At 68.0% G+C, this 18,745-nt stretch carries 18 protein-coding genes and 1 pseudogene; 10 read left to right on the top strand and 9 right to left on the bottom strand.

The window, feature by feature from the left end:
* Nucleotides 1–13 precede the first annotated feature (13 nt).
* From PT85_RS09565 to PT85_RS09550, 4 genes and pseudogenes are all read right to left on the bottom strand, one after another.
* Entirely contained in the window at nucleotides 14–1,267 is a 1,254-nt protein-coding gene (locus PT85_RS09565; RefSeq protein ID WP_039606532.1) for a BaiN/RdsA family NAD(P)/FAD-dependent oxidoreductase, read from the bottom strand.
* A 142-nt stretch (nucleotides 1,268–1,409) separates the two neighbouring features.
* Nucleotides 1,410–1,635 (bottom strand): annotated as a pseudogene (locus PT85_RS09560) (PA4570 family protein).
* Between the two features lie 295 nt (nucleotides 1,636–1,930).
* Nucleotides 1,931–2,392, bottom strand: coding sequence for a hypothetical protein (locus PT85_RS09555; RefSeq protein WP_039606531.1), 462 nt, complete (start codon nucleotides 2,390–2,392; stop codon nucleotides 1,931–1,933).
* Nucleotides 2,393–2,454: 62 nt separating this feature from the next.
* The gene (locus PT85_RS09550; protein WP_039606530.1) at nucleotides 2,455–3,249 is read right to left on the bottom strand and encodes a transglutaminase family protein; all 795 of its coding nucleotides are present in this window, start codon (nucleotides 3,247–3,249) and stop codon (nucleotides 2,455–2,457) included.
* Nucleotides 3,250–3,368: 119 nt separating this feature from the next.
* On the opposite strand from PT85_RS09550, the gene PT85_RS09545 reads away from it, so the two are divergent.
* The 4 genes from PT85_RS09545 to PT85_RS09530 all read left to right on the top strand — a co-directional run bounded on the left by PT85_RS09545 (nucleotide 3,369) and on the right by PT85_RS09530 (nucleotide 7,694).
* On the top strand, nucleotides 3,369–4,388 hold the full coding sequence (locus PT85_RS09545) for a Leu/Phe/Val dehydrogenase (protein ID WP_027591167.1): 1,020 nt from the start codon (nucleotides 3,369–3,371) through the stop codon (nucleotides 4,386–4,388).
* Between the two features lie 101 nt (nucleotides 4,389–4,489).
* On the top strand, nucleotides 4,490–5,578 hold the full coding sequence (pdhA, locus tag PT85_RS09540) for a pyruvate dehydrogenase (acetyl-transferring) E1 component subunit alpha (RefSeq protein WP_039559480.1): 1,089 nt from the start codon (nucleotides 4,490–4,492) through the stop codon (nucleotides 5,576–5,578).
* Nucleotides 5,571–6,557: an alpha-ketoacid dehydrogenase subunit beta gene (locus PT85_RS09535; RefSeq protein WP_039606529.1), complete on the top strand. Its 987-nt coding sequence runs from the start codon at nucleotides 5,571–5,573 to the stop codon at nucleotides 6,555–6,557. The genes pdhA and PT85_RS09535 overlap by 8 nt, the downstream gene beginning before the upstream one ends.
* Before the next feature lie 21 nt (nucleotides 6,558–6,578).
* On the top strand, nucleotides 6,579–7,694 hold the full coding sequence (locus PT85_RS09530; RefSeq protein WP_027591164.1) for a dihydrolipoamide acetyltransferase family protein: 1,116 nt from the start codon (nucleotides 6,579–6,581) through the stop codon (nucleotides 7,692–7,694).
* A gap of 123 nt (nucleotides 7,695–7,817) precedes the next feature.
* Here PT85_RS09530 and PT85_RS09525 read toward each other — a convergent pair whose 3' ends face one another.
* The gene (locus PT85_RS09525; protein ID WP_027591163.1) at nucleotides 7,818–8,072 is read right to left on the bottom strand and encodes a YebG family protein; all 255 of its coding nucleotides are present in this window, start codon (nucleotides 8,070–8,072) and stop codon (nucleotides 7,818–7,820) included.
* A gap of 171 nt (nucleotides 8,073–8,243) precedes the next feature.
* On the opposite strand from PT85_RS09525, the gene PT85_RS09520 reads away from it, so the two are divergent.
* The gene (locus tag PT85_RS09520; RefSeq protein ID WP_039559485.1) at nucleotides 8,244–8,738 is read left to right on the top strand and encodes a phosphate-starvation-inducible protein PsiE; all 495 of its coding nucleotides are present in this window, start codon (nucleotides 8,244–8,246) and stop codon (nucleotides 8,736–8,738) included.
* Between the two features lie 78 nt (nucleotides 8,739–8,816).
* Nucleotides 8,817–10,028 carry an NO-inducible flavohemoprotein gene (hmpA, locus tag PT85_RS09515; protein WP_039606528.1) on the top strand — a complete coding sequence of 404 codons (1,212 nt, stop codon included), beginning with the start codon at nucleotides 8,817–8,819 and terminating at the stop codon, nucleotides 10,026–10,028.
* A gap of 96 nt (nucleotides 10,029–10,124) precedes the next feature.
* Here the strand turns inward: hmpA and PT85_RS09510 are convergent, their stop codons facing one another.
* Entirely contained in the window at nucleotides 10,125–10,469 is a 345-nt protein-coding gene (locus PT85_RS09510) for a zinc ribbon domain-containing protein YjdM (RefSeq protein ID WP_039559488.1), read from the bottom strand.
* A gap of 247 nt (nucleotides 10,470–10,716) precedes the next feature.
* On the opposite strand from PT85_RS09510, the gene PT85_RS09505 reads away from it, so the two are divergent.
* Nucleotides 10,717–11,343 (top strand): c-type cytochrome, encoded by a 627-nt coding sequence (locus PT85_RS09505; RefSeq protein ID WP_027591824.1) that lies wholly within the window; start codon nucleotides 10,717–10,719, stop codon nucleotides 11,341–11,343.
* A 7-nt stretch (nucleotides 11,344–11,350) separates the two neighbouring features.
* Here the strand turns inward: PT85_RS09505 and PT85_RS09500 are convergent, their stop codons facing one another.
* From PT85_RS09500 to exaC, 3 genes are all read right to left on the bottom strand, one after another.
* Complete coding sequence (locus tag PT85_RS09500; RefSeq protein WP_027591825.1) at nucleotides 11,351–11,824, bottom strand: LEA type 2 family protein; 474 nt, start codon at nucleotides 11,822–11,824, stop codon at nucleotides 11,351–11,353.
* 207 nt (nucleotides 11,825–12,031) lie between these two features.
* Entirely contained in the window at nucleotides 12,032–12,787 is a 756-nt protein-coding gene (locus tag PT85_RS09495) for a phytanoyl-CoA dioxygenase family protein (protein WP_039606527.1), read from the bottom strand.
* Between the two features lie 157 nt (nucleotides 12,788–12,944).
* Nucleotides 12,945–14,465, bottom strand: coding sequence for an acetaldehyde dehydrogenase ExaC (exaC, locus tag PT85_RS09490; RefSeq protein WP_039606526.1), 1,521 nt, complete (start codon nucleotides 14,463–14,465; stop codon nucleotides 12,945–12,947).
* A gap of 136 nt (nucleotides 14,466–14,601) precedes the next feature.
* Here exaC and mpl point away from each other — a divergent pair, with 136 nt between their 5' ends.
* The 3 genes from mpl to ftsH all read left to right on the top strand — a co-directional run bounded on the left by mpl (nucleotide 14,602) and on the right by ftsH (nucleotide 18,600).
* Complete coding sequence (gene mpl, locus PT85_RS09485; RefSeq protein WP_027591828.1) at nucleotides 14,602–15,954, top strand: UDP-N-acetylmuramate:L-alanyl-gamma-D-glutamyl-meso-diaminopimelate ligase; 1,353 nt, start codon at nucleotides 14,602–14,604, stop codon at nucleotides 15,952–15,954.
* A gap of 145 nt (nucleotides 15,955–16,099) precedes the next feature.
* Nucleotides 16,100–16,729 (top strand): flavin prenyltransferase UbiX, encoded by a 630-nt coding sequence (ubiX, locus tag PT85_RS09480; protein ID WP_027591829.1) that lies wholly within the window; start codon nucleotides 16,100–16,102, stop codon nucleotides 16,727–16,729.
* A 68-nt stretch (nucleotides 16,730–16,797) separates the two neighbouring features.
* On the top strand, nucleotides 16,798–18,600 hold the full coding sequence (gene ftsH / locus PT85_RS09475; protein ID WP_039606525.1) for an ATP-dependent zinc metalloprotease FtsH: 1,803 nt from the start codon (nucleotides 16,798–16,800) through the stop codon (nucleotides 18,598–18,600).
* Nucleotides 18,601–18,745 lie beyond the last annotated feature (145 nt).

Raw genomic sequence — 18,745 nt, 5'->3', positions numbered from 1 at the left:
GGCGGTCAGCGCCTTATCTGGCCGCCGCCGGGGCGCACTGGCCCAGCCACTCAATCACCCCGCGTGCCGCCGCGCGGCCGGTGGCGAAGCAGGCGGTAAGCAGGTAGCCGCCGGTCGGCGCTTCCCAATCGAGCATCTCCCCGGCGCAGAACACGCCGGGCAGTTTCCTGAACATCAGCCGCTCATCCAGCTCGGCGAACGGCACGCCGCCGGCGCTGCTGATCGCCTCGTCCAGCGGGCGGGTGCGCAGCAGGCGGATCGGCAGGGCCTTGATCGCTTGCGCCAGTTGCTGCGGCGCCTGGAAGGTGGCGGCCTCGGTCAGCTCGCGCAAGAGCGCGGCCTTCACGCCGTCGAGCTTCAACTGGCGATGCAGGTGCTTGGCCATCGACTGCGCGCCGCGCGGCTTGGCCAGCGCGATGGCGATCTGTTCCAGCGTGCGGTCGGGCAGCAGGTCCAGATGGACTGTCGCGGAGCCCTCCCGCTCGATCACGCCGCGAATTTCGGCGGACAGCGCATACACCAGGCTGCCCTCGATGCCGGTGGCGGTGAGGATGAACTCGCCGCGCCGGGCCGGCTGGCCGGGTAGCGCCAGGGTGACGTTCTTCAGCGGCGCGCCGGCATGCTTGTCGCGCAGCAGCGTGCTCCAGCCGTCCACCTCGAAGCCGCAATTGCTGGCGCGCAGCGGCGCGATGGCGACGCCGCGCTGTTGCAGCAGCGGCACCCAGGCGCCGTCCGAGCCCAGCCGCGCCCAGCTGCCACCGCCCAGCGCCAGGATCACCGCCGCGGCGTCGACGGCCTGTTCGCCGTGTTCGCCGTGTTCGCTGGCGATGCGCAATTGACCCGTGTCGTTCCAGCCCAGCCAGCGGCTGCGGGTGTGGATGCGTACTCCACTGTCCTTCAGGCGTTTGAGCCAGGCGCGCAGCAGCGGCGCGGCCTTCATGTCGGTGGGAAACACCCGACCGGAGCTGCCGACGAAGGTATCGATGCCCAGGCCGTGAATCCAGGCGCGCAGCGCCTCGGCGTCGAAGGCTTCGATGTGCGGCTGCAGCGCCGGACGCGCTTCGCGGTAACGCGACAGGAAGGCCTCGCGGGCTTCCGAGTGGGTAATGTTCATACCGCCGACCCCGGCGAGCAGGAACTTGCGGCCCACCGAGGGCATCGCGTCGTACAGATCCACGGACAGCCCGGCCTGGGCCAGGACTTCGGCGGCCATCAGACCGGCGGGGCCGCCGCCAATGACGACGATGGGGGAAGAGGGCTGGGGCATGGAACGGCGACTGGGTTGGGGAAAGGCGGCGATTCTACCGCTGTCGGCGGGTCAGCGCCGCGGTGGCCAACGCGCAGCGTTGACCACCCTACACCCAGGCGGCTGGCACGGCGTGCAGCGCAGGGGCGGCGCGGTGTCTGGTTCAGGCGCGCAGCGCCCTGGCGTAGCTGAACAGAAACAGGGTGCGCACCAGTTCCTTGAGTTCGCCGGGCCGGTCGGTGGTGAGCACGGCGGGGTCCAGTTCGCCCTGTTCGCGCAGTTCCTGCAGCTCTTGCCCTTCGAGGCGCACGCAAACCGAGCCGGTGGCTCGATCCAGCACACGCAGGTAGGGTTGGGTGGTCCAGCCAGGCGTCGATCAGGTAGGTCATGGCTCATCTCTCCTGTGAAAAGGCTAGATGAGAATAATTCGTATTAATAAAAACGCAAGAGGCCTGATCGAACAGGCCGCTTGCGGCTGGTGCTCACTGGCAGGGGTACATCCAGAAATTCGGGTGCTCCTGGCAGGCGTGGCGGCTGTTCTGGTTCGGTTGCGCGGGCGTCAGCAGTCGGGCGATCAGGTGCATACGTTCCTCCTTGAGGGAAGCGGTGTTCGTTGGTGGCTACTGTGCCCGCGCATGAGCTGCGGAGGAACTTGGCAATCTCTATGGCGGCGATTGACGGGCCTCAATCGGCAAAGTGGCCGCGTCGCCGCTCGGCACGAAACACCAGGGATTCGGGCACATAGCCGGGGCGCAGGGCCGGTAGTGGCAGGCAGTCGTGCCACTGCGCGCCGGGGGCCAGCGGCGCGGCACCGTGGTAGCGCGCCACGGTTTCCGAGCGGGCCAGGTTGAGATCGTCTTCGGACGGGTAGGCGGCGATGCGCCAGGTCAGCTCGCGCAGCGGCAGCGTGCTGGTGTTGCGCAGGGAGACGCGCAGCGGGCGATGGGCCGGGCACTGACCGGGTGCGTAGTCGAGGCTCAGTTCCAGACGGGCCAGGCGGTCTTCGTCGCGGGCCTCCTGCCAGAGCACCCAGCTGGCCAGCAGGCCGATGCCGAGCAGCGCGACCAGCGACACCGGCAACGCCTTGTGCGGGTAGCGAATCAGCAGGATCAACCAGGTCATGACCAACAGGACGCCAAACAGCATGGGCACGCTTCCAAGCCAGGGGGAGACCGCCATTCTAGTGGCCTGGGCGGCCACGTCGACTGTCAGTGCACCACGTCGGGCGTGCCCGCTTCGCGCAGGCGCTCGGTCAGGCGCAGGCGCTCGCCGGGGTCCTCGCAGAGCAGCAGGGCGTGCTGCAGGTCGTAGCGCTCGCCGGGCGGGCATTCCAGGCGCTGGTAGAGATCGGCACGGGCCAGGTGGTCGGCCACCGTGGGCACGCCCAGTTGCAGCACCCGGTCGGCATCCTTCAGCGCGGCGAGCAGTTGGCCGGCTTTCTGGTGCTGATGGCGCAGGCTGCGCGAGATGCGTTGCAGCAGCTCGGCGGGCGAGCAGGGCTGCAGATGGCTGGAGTTGAGCTGCAGCTTGCCCTGGTAGCGACGTTCGAGCAGCTCGCGGCAATCGTTCAGGTACAGCCGCCGGCCGCCAGCCGGGTCGAGCAAATGGTCGGCACCCGGCACTCGCAGCAGGAAGCGACCGGGAAAGTTGATGCCGCGCAGCGGAATGTCCAGCCGGCGGGCCAGCTCCAGGGCCAGCAGGCCCAGCATCAATGGCTGGCCCCGCCGGCGCTGCAGCACCCGGTGGGCCAGGACGCTGTCCGGGCCGCTGGTGTCTTCATGGAAGTCCAGCGCGTTCAGCAGGCGTAACAGCGGCTGCGCCTGCTCGCGGGCCGGCAGGGTAGGCAGACTGGTCGACAGGCGATGGCGCAGGCGCTCGACGGTGGCCAGCAGGCTTTCGGGCCGGAAGGTGGGATCGTGCTCGGCAGCGATCCACAGGGCCGCCTCGAACAGGGCATCCGTACCCCGACGCAGACAGGACAGGCAGGCTTCGCGGGCATCCATTCATCGCGCCTCCAAGTGACCCCATTCTTGTAGACGGGCCTTGCCGGCCCGTCCAGTCGACCCGCAGCCGCCACCTATACTGCTTGCACCAGATCACTCAGGCCCGGCGGAGGGATGCCATGTTTGCCCAGATGGAGGCCGTCCGGCTGGAGGCCTTGCACCTTGCGCATGACCCCGCCACCGGCATGCGGGCGGTCATCGCCATCCACAATACCCGGCTGGGGCCGGCGCTCGGCGGCTGCCGCTTCCTTGCCTACGCGGACGAGGAGAGCGCGATCCGCGACGCCATGCGCCTGGCCGAGGGCATGAGCTACAAGGCCGCGCTGGCGGGCCTGGCACAGGGCGGCGGCAAGGCGGTGATCATGCGCCCACCGCACCTGAATGATCGCGCCGCGCTGTTCGAGGCCTTCGGGCGAATGGTGGATTCACTGGGCGGTCGCTACATCACTGCGGTGGACAGCGGCACCTCTGCCGCCGACATGGACTGTGTCGCCCGGCAGACCACCCATGTGACCAGCACCAGCCAGGGCGGCGACCCGTCGGTGCACACCGCCCTCGGTGTGTTTGCCGGCATCCGTGCCACCGCACTGGCACGGCTGGGCAGCGACGATCTGGAAGACCTGCGCATCGCCGTACAGGGGCTCGGCCACGTGGGGTTTGCCCTGGCCGAACAACTCGCCGCGGCCGGCGCCGAATTGCTGGTCAGCGACCACAACCCGGGTCTGGTGCAGTTGGCGGTCGAACAGTTCGGCGCCCATCCGGTACCCAGCGAGGCACTGCTGGCCACACCCTGCGACATCCTCTCGCCCTGCGGGCTGGGCGGCATTTTCAACAGCCTGACGGTGGCCCAGCTGCGCTGCGCGGCGGTGGCGGGCGCGGCCAACAATCAACTGAGCCACCCGGGTATCGCCGATGAACTGGAAGCGCGCGGCATCCTCTACGCGCCGGATTACGTGATCAACTCCGGCGGACTGATCTATGTTTCCCTGCAGCACGAAGGCGCGCCGCCGGAGCGCATCACCGCGCAGATGCAGGAGATTCCCCGGCGTCTCACCGATATCTACGCCCATGCCCAGGCAGAAAAGCGCTCGCCGGCACGGGTAGCCGACCAGCAGGCGGAAAGGCTACTGTTTGGCTGACGGCAGCTGGTAATCGCCAACGCACAGGTTTCGCTCACGGACCCGGGCCACAAGCCCATCGGGTTCGACCACCGCGCCCATAAGGCGCCGAGGAGACTGGCATGCACGACCCTGCAATCCCCTTCACGCGTTTTCTCGACCCCGACGGCCGGCCCTGCGCCGCGCTGCCACCCTGCGCCGACGATGCCGAATTGCTGGAACGCCTGTATCGGCAGATGGTGCTGACTCGCCTGTTCGACCAGAAGGCCGTGGCGCTGCAGCGCACCGGGCGGATCGGCACCTTCGCCCAGGGTCTCGGCCAGGAAGCCATCGGCGTGGCACTGGGCGCCGCGCTGCGCCCGGATGACGTGCTGGTGCCCTATTACCGTGACACCGGGGTGCAGCTGATGCGCGGCGCGCGCATGGAGGAGGTGCTGCTCTACTGGGGTGGCGACGAGCGCGGCAGCGCCTTCGCCGACCCGCTGGCCCGCGAGGATTTCCCCATCTGCGTGCCCATCGCCACCCAGGCGCTGCATGCCTGTGGCGTGGCGGCGGCGATGCGCATCCGCGACCAGCACCGCGCCGTGGCCACCACCTGTGGCGACGGCGCCACCAGCAAGGGCGACTTCCTCGAAGCCCTCAACGTGGCGGGTGCCTGGCAGCTGCCGGTGGTCTTCATCATCAACAACAACCAGTGGGCCATCTCGGTGCCGCGCAGCCTGCAATGCGGCGCACCGACCCTGGCGCAGAAGGCTGTCGGCGCGGGCATCCCCGGCGAGCAAGTGGACGGCAACGACGTGCTGGCGGTCTACACGCGCATCCAGGCGGCATTGGAGCGCGCCCGCCAGGGCAAGGGGCCGACGCTGATCGAATGCCTGAGCTACCGCCTCAGCGACCACACCACCGCCGACGACGCCAGCCGCTACCGGCCGAACGAGGAAGTCTCCGCCGCCTGGGCGCGCGAGCCGATCAAGCGTCTGCAGGCATTCCTGGCCAGCCGCGGCAACTGGAACGAGCAGCGCGAGCAGGACCTGATCGAGCACTGCCAGGCGCAGCTGCAGCTGGCCGTGGAACGCTTCGAGCGCATCGGCGAACCCGACCCGGACCAGGTGTTCGAGCACCTTTACCAGCGCTGGCCGACCCCCCTGGCCGAGCAGCGCGAGCAGATGCGCGAGCGCGTCGCTCGGCGCGGAGGGCAGGCCCATGAGTGACAAGACCTACAGCCTGGTGGAAGCGGTGAACCTGGCGCTGGCCCGCGCCATGGCCGATGACGAGAACGTGGTGGTGCTCGGCGAGGACGTGGGCGTGAACGGCGGCGTGTTCCGCGCCACGTTGGGGCTGCGCGAGCGCTTCGGGCGCAAGCGGGTGATCGATACGCCGCTGGCGGAAACCATGCTCGGCGGGCTGGCCGTCGGCATGGCCGCCCAGGGTCTCAAGCCGGTGGTGGAAATCCAGTTCATGGGCTTCATCTACGCCGCCATGGAGCACCTGGTATCCCATGCCAGCCGCCTGCGCAACCGCACGCGCGGGCGGCTGTCCTGTCCGCTGGTGATGCGCACGCCGATGGGCGCCGGCATCCGCGCGCCGGAACACCACAGCGAAAGCACCGAGGCGCTGTTCGCGCACATCCCCGGCCTGCGCGTGGTGGTGCCTTCCTCGCCGGCGCGCGCCTACGGGCTGCTGCTGGCGGCTATCGACGATCCCGATCCGGTGCTCTTTCTGGAGCCCACCCGCCTGTACCGCATGAACCCGCAGCCGCTGCAGGACGATGGCCAACGCCTGCCGCTGGACAGCTGCTTCACCCTGCGCGAAGGCCAGGACCTGACGCTGGTGAGCTGGGGCGCCAGCGTGCATGAAACCCTGCAGGCGGCGGCACGCCTGGCCGGGCAGGGCGTCGAGGCCGAGGTGATCGACGTCGCCTGCCTCAAGCCGCTGGACCTCGACACCCTGGAAGCCTCGCTGCGCAAGACCGGGCGCTGCGTGATCGTGCACGAGGCGCCAAGGAGCGGCGGGCTGGGCGGGGAAATCGCCGCCAGCCTGTACGAGCGCGCCTGGCTCGACCTGCGCGCACCCATCCAGCGGGTCACCGCGCCGGACATCCCGCCACCGCTGTACCGGCTGGAACAGCTCTACCTGCCGGGCGTCGAGGACATCCTCGCCGCCTGCGAGACGGTACTGGACTACGCCTGACGGACATCTGGGAGAACAACGATGAAGCACTTCAAGTTGCCCGACCTGGGCGAGGGGTTGCAGGAGGCGGAGATCGTCGAATGGCACGTGCAGGCCGGCGAGACCGTGAAGGCCGACCAGTTGCTGGTCTCGGTGGAAACCGCCAAGGCCATCGTCGACATTCCCGCGCCCTACGATGGCGTGGTGGTCAAGACCTTCGGCGCGCCGGGAGACATCCTGCATGTCGGTGAACCGCTGCTGGCCTACGAAGGCGAGGACGACAGCGGCACGGTGGTTGGCCGCCTGGAAGGCGGCACGGCGGACGCGCAGGAGGATCGCTTTTTCATCGGTGCCGCTCCGTCCACCCGTGAGCACCTGGCGCCACGGGCGACGCCGGCGGTGCGCCAACTGGCCAACCGCCTGAAGGTGCGCCTGGAGGATCTCCAGGGCAGCGGCCCTGACGGGTTGATCACTCGAGCCGACGTGGAAACGGCGGCCCAGGGCTCTGCTGGCGCCTTCGAAGGCGAGAAGCTGCGCGGCGTGCGGCGCAGCATGGCGCTGAACATGGCTCGCGCGCACGCCGAGGTGGTGCCGGTGACGATTTTCGGCGACGCCGACCTGCAACGCTGGGCCGAACCACGCGACCCGCTGGTGCGCCTGGCCCTGGCCATCGCCGAGGCGGCGCGCGTCGAACCGGGGCTGAACAGCTGGTTCGACGGGCACCGAATGCTGCTCAAGCAGCATGAAACCCTCGACCTGGGCATCGCCGTGGACACGCCGGACGGGTTGTTCGTGCCGGTGCTGCGCGATGTCGGCAATCGCTCGGCGGAAGACCTCAGGGCCGGCATGGCGCGGCTGCGCGCCGACGTGCAGGCACGTTCGATTCCGCCGCAGGAGATGATGGGCGCGACCTTCACGCTGTCCAACTACGGCACGCTGTTCGGGCGCTACGCCAGTCCGGTGGTGGTGCCACCGCAGGTGGCGATCCTCGGTGCGGGTGGCATTCGCCGCGAACCGGTGGCCGGCGGCAACGAAGTGGAGGTGCACCCGATCCTGCCGCTGTCGCTGACCTTCGACCACCGGGTGATCACCGGCGGCGAGGCGGCGCGCTTTCTCAAGGCGCTGGTGGAGGCGCTGGAGAAGCCGGGCGCGCCGTAGGGTGGAACGCGCAGCGTTGGCCACCGCCGGGTGGGTGGCTCCAATAAAAGTGCAGAAGGAAAACATGGCCGCGACAGAGAGGGGGTGTCGCGGGGCGGTGCCATGGCCCTTCTGCAAAACCGTTCAGAGCTTCTCGTAGTTCAGCTCGGAGAGATCGACCGGGCCCTTGAAGGCCTTGGCGAACACCTCGCGGTTGCGGGCCATGAAGATGCCCACTTCCTCGCGCTGCTCCTCGCCGAGCGAGGGCACGGCCTTCTCCAGCGCCGCGGCCAGCGCCTCGGCCAGCTCGAGCATCTTGTCGTAACGATCGGCTTCGGCCTTATCCATGAACAGACGCTCCGGATCGCGCGAGCTGCGGTACACCACTTCGACGGCCATTCATCACTCCTGCCTTCTTCCAAGGGTTGGTTGGATACTGTTTGTTTATCCAGTATAGGGATTTGCCATCACGCTGCAAACCCCCAGGACGCTGGTTGCTGCGCATAAAGACATGGCATGCTGCCTGCATTCGACTTTCGTCTAGCCGCCCTGCCATCAAGGAGCCACGCCGTGAAACAGAACTGGGCCGATACCCTGCGCAACAACCTGCATGAACTGGCCGAGTCGCTCGGCAACCTGCTGGCCGAGGCCTTCCATTACCTGGCGCTGTTCGCCATCGGTGCGATCACCGCCTGGGCGGCGGTGGTGGCCTTCCTCGACATGGTGGCCAAGGGCTCGGCGAGCATCGACGACATCCTGCTGCTGTTCATCTACCTGGAGCTGGGTGCCATGGTTGGCATCTACTTCAAGACCAACCACATGCCGGTGCGCTTTCTGATCTATGTGGCGATCACCGCGCTGACCCGCCTGATGATTTCCGACATTTCCCACCACCACCGGCCGGACCTCGGCGTGATCTACGTATCCGGCGCCATCCTGCTGCTGGCCGTGGCGATCCTGGTGGTGCGCTATGCCTCGGCGCGCTTCCCGTCGGTGCCGTCCTACCCGCCGCGGCGCACCCTGCGCCAGCCGCCGCAGGCGCGCGACGGCCTCGGCGAGGAATAGCGGGTCCCTCGGTCGGATCGGGCTGACAACCGCGCCATGCCGCACTTTGCTTAAGGCAAACGCCTACAGGAGTGCGACATGCTCAGCCAGGACACCAAGGACCTCATCAAGGCCACCGCGCCGGTGCTGGCCGAGCAGGGCTCGACCATCATCCGGCGCTTCTACCAGCGCCTGTTCGAGGCGCATCCCGACCTGCGCAACCTGTTCAACATGACCCACCAGCAGCGCGGCCAGCAGCAGGAAGCCCTGGCGCGCGCGGTGTACGCCTACGCGGCGAACATCGAGCAGCCGGAAACCCTTGCCGCGGTGCTGGAGAACATCGCCCACAAGCACGCCAGCCTCGGCGTGCGGCCCGACCAGTACCCCATCGTCGGCGAGCACCTGCTAGGCGCCATCAAGGACGTGCTGCAGGAGGCCGCCAGCCAGGACATCCTCGATGCCTGGGCGCAGGCCTATGGCCAGTTGGCCGATCTGCTGACCGGCATGGAGCGTCGCCTGCGCGAGGAAAGCGCCAACCACACCGGCGGCTGGAACGACTGGCGCACCTTCGTGGTGCAGGAGAAGAACCCGGAGAGCGAGGTGATCACCTCGTTCGTGCTGGCGCCGGCCGACGGCGGGCCGCTGGCGAACTTCCAGCCCGGCCAGTACATCAGCCTGGCCGTGCAGGTGCCGACGCTGGGCTTGCAGCAGATTCGCCAGTACAGCCTGTCGGACATGCCCAACGGCCGCACCTACCGCGTCTCGGTGAAGCGCGAAGCCGAACCCGGCCAGCCGCCGGGACAGGTGTCCTGCCTGCTGCACGATCATGTGCAGGTGGGTGACGAGCTGAAGGTGTCACCGCCCTACGGCAACTTCCACATCGATGTCGAGGCGCACACGCCCATCGTGCTGATCAGCGGCGGGGTGGGGCTGACGCCGATGGTCAGCATGCTCAAGACCGCGCTGCAGAAGCCGGCGCGCCAGGTCGTGTTCGTGCACGGCGCGCGCAACAGCCGGGTGCATGCCATGCGCGACCGGTTGCGCCAGGCGGAGCGCGAGCACGCGAATTTCAAGGTGCTTGTCTTTTACAACGAGCCGCTGGCCGAGGACGTGGAGGGGAGGGACTACGACCACCCGGGCCTGGTGGACGTGAAAGCGATCCGCGACGAGATTCTGCTGCCGGATGCCGACTACTACATCTGCGGGCCGATCCCCTTCATGCGCCTGCAGCACGACGCGCTGGAGAACCTCGGCATTCCCGAGGGGCGCATCCATTACGAGGTGTTCGGGCCGGATCTGTTTGCGGAGTAGGGCGGTTTCGGCCGCCAACCGTGGGAGCGGACTTGTCCGCGATGCTTTTGGCATAAAAGCTCGCGAATAAATTCGCTCCCACAGGTTCAGGCGTGCTTACACCTTCTTCACGAACTCCGACTTCAGCTTCATGGCGCCGATGCCGTCGATCTTGCAGTCGATGTCGTGGTCGCCGTCGCACAGGCGGATGTTCTTCACCTTGGTGCCGACCTTGACCACCGAGGACGAGCCCTTGACCTTCAGGTCCTTGATGACGGTGACGGTGTCGCCGTCCTGCAGGACGTTGCCCACCGAATCCTTGATGACGCGCTCGCCGTCGCCGCCTGGGGCAGCGTCGGCGCTGGCGCTCCACTCATGGGCGCACTCGGGGCAGACCAGCTGCGCGCCGTCTTCGTAGGTGTATTCGGAACCGCATTGCGGGCAGGGGGGCAGGCCGCTCATGGGCGTCTCCTCGGGGTCGGGTCGTGATAAAGCCGCGGATTGTATAGGGTTTCTCCCCGCCGTGCGGCAAGCGGTCCCGCGGTGATGCCAATCCAATGGCACTGACAATGTGATACACAGCGCGCTGACTGATCGGCCTGTCCGTCTCCCGAGGCGTTTCATTGATTTGTGTCGGGTCGTCGGTCGGGTTTGTTCCTATAGTCTCGCCGCCGTCAGGTTGCCATTCACCAGCCGAGGTCCTGCCCTCATGCGATCACCCTTGCTTGCCCTGCTTCTCTGCGTCGCTCCGCTCGTATCCGCCAACGAGGCGGCCCTGGCCCGCTTCCAGCAACTGATGAACGATCCGATCCTGCGCCAGCAGGCCTACGACTCGGGGTTCGAGCGGGTGCGGTTCTGTGGCTACTGCCACGGCGAGGACGGCAACAGCAAGCGTGACTACATTCCCAACCTGGCCGGCCAGAACCCCATCTACCTGTTCAAGGCGTTCGACACCTTCGCCAACGGCCAGCGCAACGATTTCGTGATGAGCAAGCTGGCCAAGCAGCTGACGGTCGACGAGCAGGTGGACATCGCCGTGTACTTCAGCCAGCAGCAGGTCAAGCCCTCGGCCAGCAGCGTGGATGCCCAGTTGCGCATGCAGGGCGAGCGCGTGTTCCAGGGCACCTGCATCGCCTGCCACGGCATGCGGGCCGAGGGCAAGGAAGACGCCCCGCGGCTGGCCGGCCAACCTGGTGAGTACGTGCGCCGCGCGCTGACCAGCTTCCACGACGGCGACCCGCGGCGCGCCAGCTCGGTGATGATGCCGATCGCCAAGCAGCTGACCCCGGCGGATATCGAGGCCCTGGCCGCCTATCTGGAAAAGCTGGTGCTGTAACCCCCGGTCAGCGCACCCCTGCCGGCTCCGGCCAGCGCAATTGCCCCTGCGTAGTGAATCGCGTGGTGCCCACCAGCCCGCTGGCCAGCTTGCCGCGAATCACATAGGGCAATCCCTGTCCCGGCTGGTAGCCCGCCAGGCCCCAGGTCTGGCGCAGGGCCGAGAAGGCCGAGATGGTTACCGGCACCTCGATGATCGCTTCGCCGAAGCGCGGCACCTGGCCGCGCTGGGCGCTCACCCCGCTGGCCAGCGGCTGGCCATTGACCTCCAGTTCCAGCGCCACGCCCTGGTAATCCACCGCCCGCTCGTTGGGGTTCTGCACCCGCAGTTTCAGGTTGAAGCGTGCCTCCAGGCCCTGGCTGGGCAACGGCTCCAGGCCGGCCAGGTCAATGTGCAGGGGATCGCGCGGCGCCAGCGAGGCACAGGCGGTGAGCAGGCCCAGCAGCGCAAGGCTGGCGAGCAGTCGGGTGACAACGGCCATGGAACGGCTCCGCTTGAAGGAAAGTGCCGATTGGACCATGGGCGCGGGCGGAAGTCTCCCGCCGGCATCCACTTCGTTCGCCAGCCCTGTGCGGCCCCAGCGGCGGCCAGGAAAACGCTGACCGCCCTACGGTCGCAACGGAGATAACGCGGCGCTGGGCATAACCGGGGTGGTCAACGCATCGCGTTGGCCACCGAGGTGTACGCCCTAGTCATACTCCGCCGGGGCATGCTCGCCCAGCAGCCGGCGCTGGCGCGGTGTGGCGGCGGCCAGCACCTGCGGGTTGAAACGGAACTGCAGGTACGGCGAGAACTTCTGCGCCACCATGCGCCGGCCGTAATGCACCTGCAGCAGGTAGCGACTGCGATCCGCCGTGCGGTTGCGGCTGCCGGAGTGCCACAGCTCGCTGCGCAGCATCAGCACATCGCCGGCCTGGCACAGCACGGGCTCGGCGGTGCGGCCATGCCAGCTTTCTTCACCGGGATGCGGCTTGCGTCCGGCCTTGTGGCTGCCGGGAATCACCAGGGTCGGGCACAGGTCGCGGTCGATGTCGTCCAGGTAGATCATCGCCGTGCAGATCTGCATCGGCAGCGTGAAGGCCGGGTCGGCCAGCAGCGCTTCCGGCAGTTCCATGACCAGATGATCCACATGCAGCTCGGCGCCGACGAAGCCTGGATGGCTGCGCCAGGCGGTCTGCCCGATGATGTGGCAGTCCTCGCCCAGCGCCGCCTCGGCCAGCTCGATGACGCCGGGCAGGTCCAGGTACGCCAGCCAGAAGGGGGCGCGGTTGAACACGCACTTGTAGTGGTCGTCGACCAGGCCCTGGTAGTCCCAGTGGATGGGTTGCAGGCCGTCGATGGCGGCGCGCGCGGCGGCGACCTGCCCGGCATCCAGCACGCCGGGCAGCAGGGCGAAGCCCTGGTGGTGCAGGGCGTTCAGTTGGTGGGTGATGTCCCTGTTCATAGGCAACGGTTCACCGGAACCCTGAGGGAGATTCTATGTTGCCCTGCAAGCCGAACCCAGAAGCTCGCGGCTTCAGCCGCCATGGCCGCGAGCATCGCGGCCTGCCTGGCAACCGCAAGATGGCGGCCGGCAAAGCGCCGGCCGCCCCGAATCCGCCCTAGAAGAACCCCAGCGGATTGATGTCGTAGCTCACCAGCAGGTTCTTGGTCTGCTGGTAGTGGTCGAGGATCATCTTGTGGGTCTCGCGGCCGACGCCGGATTTCTTGTAGCCGCCGAACGCCGCGTGCGCCGGGTAGAGGTGGTAGCAGTTGGTCCACACCCGGCCGGCCTTGATGCCGCGCCCCATACGCCAGGCGCGGTTGATGTCGCGGGTCCACACCCCGGCGCCGAGGCCGTACTCGGTGTCGTTGGCAATCGCCAGCGCCTCCGCCTCGTCCTTGAAGGTGGTCACGCCGATCACCGGGCCGAAGATCTCCTCCTGGAACACCCGCATGCGGTTGTCGCCCTTGAGCAGCGTCGGCTGGATGTAATAGCCGCCGGCCAGGTCGCCCTGCAGCCGTTCGGCGTCGCCACCGGTGAGCACCTGGGCGCCTTCCTCGCGGGCGATCTGCAGGTACGACATGATCTTGTCGTACTGCTGCTGGCTGGCCTGCGCGCCGACCATGGTCTCGGTGTCCAGCGGGTCGCCGCGCTTGATCTGCGCGACCTTCTTCATCACCGCCTCCATGAATGGCGCGTAGATGGATTCCTGCACCAGCGCCCGCGACGGACAGGTGCACACCTCGCCCTGGTTGAAGAAGCCCAGCACCAGGCCTTCGGCGGCCTTCTCGATGAAGGCCGGTTCGGCCTGCATGATGTCTTCGAAGTAGATGTTCGGGCTCTTGCCGCCCAGCTCCACGGTGCTCGGAATGATGTTCTCGGCGGCGCGCTTCATGATGTGCGATCCCACCGGCGTGGAGCCGGTGAAGGCGATCTTGGCGATGCGCTTGCTACTCGCCAGCGCCTCGCCGGCCTCGCGCCCGAAGCCCTGCACCACGTTGAGCACGCCGGGCGGCAGCAGGTCGCCGATCAGCTCCATCAGCACGGTGATGCCCAACGGCGTCTGCTCGGCCGGCTTGAGCACCACGCAGTTGCCGGCGGCCAGCGCCGGGGCGAGCTTCCAGGCGGCCATCAGGATCGGGAAGTTCCACGGGATGATCTGTCCGACCACGCCCAGCGGTTCGCGGATGTGGTAGGCCACGGTGCTGGCGTCGATTTCCGCCGCGGTGCCTTCCTGGGCGCGGATGCAGCCGGCGAAGTAGCGGAAGTGGTCGGCGGCCAGCGGAATGTCGGCGTTGAGGGTCTCGCGCATCGCCTTGCCGTTGTCCCAGGTTTCGGTGACGGCCAGCACCTCGAGGTTCTGCTCGATGCGGTCGGCGATCTTCAGCAGCACCCGCGCGCGCTCCTGGGGACTGGTGCGGCCCCAGGCGTCGGCGGCGGCATGGGCGGCGTCCAGCGCCTTGTCGATGTCGGCGGCGTCGGAGCGGGGAAATTCGGCGATCGGCCCGCCGGTGACCGGCGAGGTGTTGGTGAAGTAGTTGCCGTTCACCGGGGGCACGAACTCGCCGCCGATGTAGTTGCCGTAACGGGACTTGAAGGTGACGATGGCGCCTTCGCTGCCGGGGTGTGCGTAACGCATGGCGGGCCTCCTGGCTCGTTGCTGTGAGCGATCCAGCAAGCCTAGTCCAGCGCCCTGGCGGTGCCCTGAGACCTTGGTCGGGGCGGCGTGCTACCCTCGCCGGCATTTCTTCGCGCCTGCTTCGTTGAGGACTTCCATGCACATCCACATTCTCGGCATCTGCGGTACCTTCATGGGTTCGCTGGCGGTGCTGGCTAAGGAACTCGGCCACCATGTCACCGGCTCGGACGCCAACGTCTACCCGCCGATGAGCACCCAACTCGAAGCCCAGGGCATCCAGCTGATGCAGGGGTACCTGCCCGAGCATCTGCAGCCGGCGCCGGATCTGGTGGTGATCGGCAACGCGCTGTCGCGCGGCAACCCGGCGGTGGAGTACGTGCTGAACCAGGGCCTGCCCTACACCAGCGGCCCGCAGTGGCTGGCCGACCACGTGCTGCAGGGTCGCTGGGTGATGGCGGTGGCCGGCACCCATGGCAAGACCACCACCAGCAGCATGCTGGCCTGGATCCTCGAACACGCCGGCATGGCGCCGGGCTTTTTGATCGGCGGCGTGCCGCAGAACTTCGCCGTGTCGGCGCGCCTGGGCGGCACGCCGTTCTTCGTGGTCGAGGCCGACGAATACGACAGCGCCTTCTTCGACAAGCGCTCCAAGTTCGTCCACTACCGGCCGCGCACGGCGATCCTCAACAATCTGGAATTCGACCACGCGGACATCTTCCCGGACCTGGCGGCCATCGAGCGACAGTTCCACCATCTGGTGCGCACCATTCCCGGCGAGGGACTGATCATCCATCCCACCACCGAGCAGGCCATCGAGCGCGTGCTGGGCATGGGCTGCTGGACCCCGGTGCAGACCACCGGCGCGGGCGGCGACTGGCGGGCGCGCCTGCTGGCCGAGGACGGCTCGCACTTCGAGGTGCTGTTCCAGGGCGAGTCGCAGGGCGAGGTGAACTGGACGCTGACCGGTCGCCACAACGTCGACAACGCCCTGGCCGCCCTGGCGGCGGCGCGGCATGTGGGCGTGGTGGGTGCAGTGGGCACCGAGGCGCTGAGCCGGTTCCAGAGCGTCAAGCGGCGCATGGAGAAGATCGCCGAGGTAAACGGCGTAACGATCTACGACGACTTTGCCCACCACCCGACCGCCATCGCCACCACCCTCGACGGCCTGCGCAAGCAGGTCGGCGACGCGCCGATCGTGGCGGTGATCGAACCGCGCTCCAATTCCATGAAGCTGGGCGCGCACCGCGACGGCCTGCCGGAGTCCGTGGCCCAGGCCGACCAGGTGATCTGGTACGCGCCGCCCAATCTCGGCTGGGATCTGGGCGCCACGGCGACCGCCTGCCCGGTGCCGGCGGTGGTCTGCGATTCGCTGGAGGCGATCATCGCCCGGGTCAAATCACAGGTGGCGCCTGGCACCCAGGTGGTGATCATGAGCAACGGCGGCTTCGGCGGCCTGCACGGCAAACTGGCCAAGGCGCTGGCGGAGTGAAGCGGCGCACGGACGTTCCCTCTCCCCTCGCGGGAGAGGGTTAGGGAGAGGGGGCGATGCACCGAGAATCCACCCTCTCCCCCGGCCCCTCTCCCGTCAAGGGAGAGGGGAGAAGCCGCCGTAACCAACCCACGAGGAAGGCAACATGACCGGCCCCCAACGCATCACCCTGGCGATGACCGGCGCTTCCGGCGCCCAGTACGGCCTGCGCCTGCTCGACTGCCTGGTGCAGGAAGAGCGCGAGGTGCATTTCCTGATCTCCAAGGCCGCGCAACTGGTGCTGGCCACCGAGACCGACGTGGTGCTGCCGGCCAAGCCGCAGGCCATGCAGGCGTTTCTCACCGAATACACCGGCGCCGCGCCGGGGCAGATCCGCGTGTACGGCAAGGAAGACTGGATGGCCCCGGTGGCCTCCGGCTCCGGCGCGCCGGCGGCCATGGTGGTGGTGCCGTGCAGCACCGGCACCCTGTCGGCGATCGCCACGGGCGCGTGCAACAACCTTATCGAGCGCGCCGCCGACGTGGCCCTCAAGGAACGCCGCCAGCTGATCCTGGTACCGCGCGAGGCGCCGTACTCCAGCATCCACCTGGAGAACATGCTCAAGCTGTCGAACATGGGCGTGACCATCCTGCCGGCCTCGCCGGGCTTCTATAACCAGCCGCAGACCGTCGAGGACCTGGTGGACTTCGTGGTGGCGCGCATCCTCAACTGCCTGGGCGTGCCCCAGGACCTGCTGCCGCGCTGGGGCGAGCACCATCTGGTCAGCGAGGATTGACCTGAGTCGGCACCGCCCGCCGAGGCAGCGCCGATAATCCGGGCACGAGTCATACAGGGAGTCGAGCGGTGAAAGAGCAAGCGCAGTTCCACATGGGCTACTGGCTGCTGGCCATTTTGGCCTTCATGGGCATCCAGTACCTGCTGGCGATGCAGCAGCAGGTGGCGACCATTCCCTACAGCGAGTTCGAAGAACACCTGAAGGCCGGGCGCATCGAAGCCATCGCCGTCACCGACAGCCGCATCGAGGGCACCCTCAAATCGCCGCTGGCCGGCGGCCAGCGCCAGTTCGTCACCAATCGCGTCGAGCCGCAATTGGCCGAGCACCTGGCGCAGTACCCGGTGCGCTTCGCCGGCAAGGTGGAAAGCACTTTCCTGCGCGACCTGGCCGGCTGGGTGATTCCGGCCGTGCTGTTCTTCGGCATCTGGCTGTTTCTGCTCAGGCGCATCGGCAGCGGCATGGGCGGCGGCATGATGCAGATCGGCAAGAGCAAGGCCAAGGTCTACGTGGAGACCGACATCAAGGTCAGCTTCGCCGACGTCGCCGGGGTGGACGAGGCCAAGGACGAGCTGCAGGAAATCATCGACTTCCTGCGCGATCCCGAGACCTATGGCCGGCTCGGCGGCCGGCTGCCCAAGGGCGTGCTGCTGGTCGGCCCGCCCGGCACCGGCAAGACCCTGCTGGCCCGCGCGGTGGCCGGCGAGGCCGGGGTGCCGTTCTTCTCCATTTCCGGCTCGGAGTTCGTCGAGCTGTTCGTCGGCGTCGGCGCCGCACGGGTCCGCGACCTGTTCGAGCAGGCGCGCGCCAAGGCGCCGGCGATCATCTTCATCGACGAGCTGGACGCCCTCGGCCGCGCGCGTGGCGCCGGACCGCTGGGCGGCGGTCACGACGAGAAGGAGCAGACCCTCAACCAGCTGCTGGTCGAGCTGGACGGCTTCGACACCTCCAGCGGCCTGGTGCTGCTGGCCGCCACCAACCGCCCGGAAATCCTCGACCCGGCGCTGTTGCGCGCCGGGCGTTTCGACCGCCAGGTGCTGGTCGACCGCCCCGACAAGGTCGGCCGCGTGCAGATCCTCGGCGTGCACCTGAAGAAGTCGCGACTGGCGCCGGACGTCGATCCGCAGGTGATTGCCGAACTGACCCCCGGCTTCACCGGTGCCGACTTGGCCAACCTGGTCAACGAGGCCACCCTGCTGGCTACCCGGCGCAAGGCCGCCGCGGTGGAAATGCAGGACTTCAACGCGGCCATCGAACGCATCGTCGCGGGGCTGGAAAAGCGCAACCGCCTGCTCAACCCGAAAGAACGCGAGGTGGTGGCCTTCCACGAGATGGGCCACGCGCTGGTGGCCATGGCGCTGCCGGGCATGGACCCGGTGCACAAGGTATCGATCATCCCGCGCGGCATGGGCGCGCTGGGCTACACCATCCAGCGGCCCATCGAGGACCGCTTCCTGATGACCCGCGAGGAGCTGGAGCACAAGATGTCCGTGCTGCTCGGCGGGCGCGCCGCCGAATGGCTGGTGTTCGCGCAGCTGTCCACCGGCGCGGCGGACGACCTGGTCAAGGCCACCGACATCGCCCGCGCCATGGTCACCCGCTACGGCATGTCCGAACGCCTCGGCCACCTGGCGCTGGAAAGCGAGCCGAACCCCTATCTCGGCAACGAGCTGTACGGCCTGCGCCCGCGCCGCGAGTACGCGGAAAGCACCGCCACGGCCATCGACGAGGAAGTGCAGGCGCTGGTGCAGGCGGCCTTCGAGCGCAGCGTCGAGCTGCTCAAGGCGCGCCGCGAACAGCTGGAACGCAGCGCGCGGCGCCTGCTGGAGCAGGAAACCCTGAGCGGCGAGGAGCTGCAGGCGTTGGTGGGGTAGGGCGCCGGCGTTGCCGCCCTGCAGGGACTCGTAGGGCGGACAACGTCGTTCTTGTCCGCCGGGCGCGGCTGCGGTCGGGCACCTGTCGGCGGACAGGAAAGCGCTGTCCGCCCTACGGGCCTGGAGAACGCCGTTCTTGCCCGCC

The sequence above is a fragment of the Pseudomonas flexibilis genome (assembly GCF_000806415.1).
Classification (GTDB): Bacteria; Pseudomonadota; Gammaproteobacteria; order Pseudomonadales; family Pseudomonadaceae; genus Serpens; species Serpens flexibilis.
The sequence above is the reverse complement of the archived record's forward strand: the minus strand, read 5'-3'. Positions and strand labels throughout refer to the sequence as shown.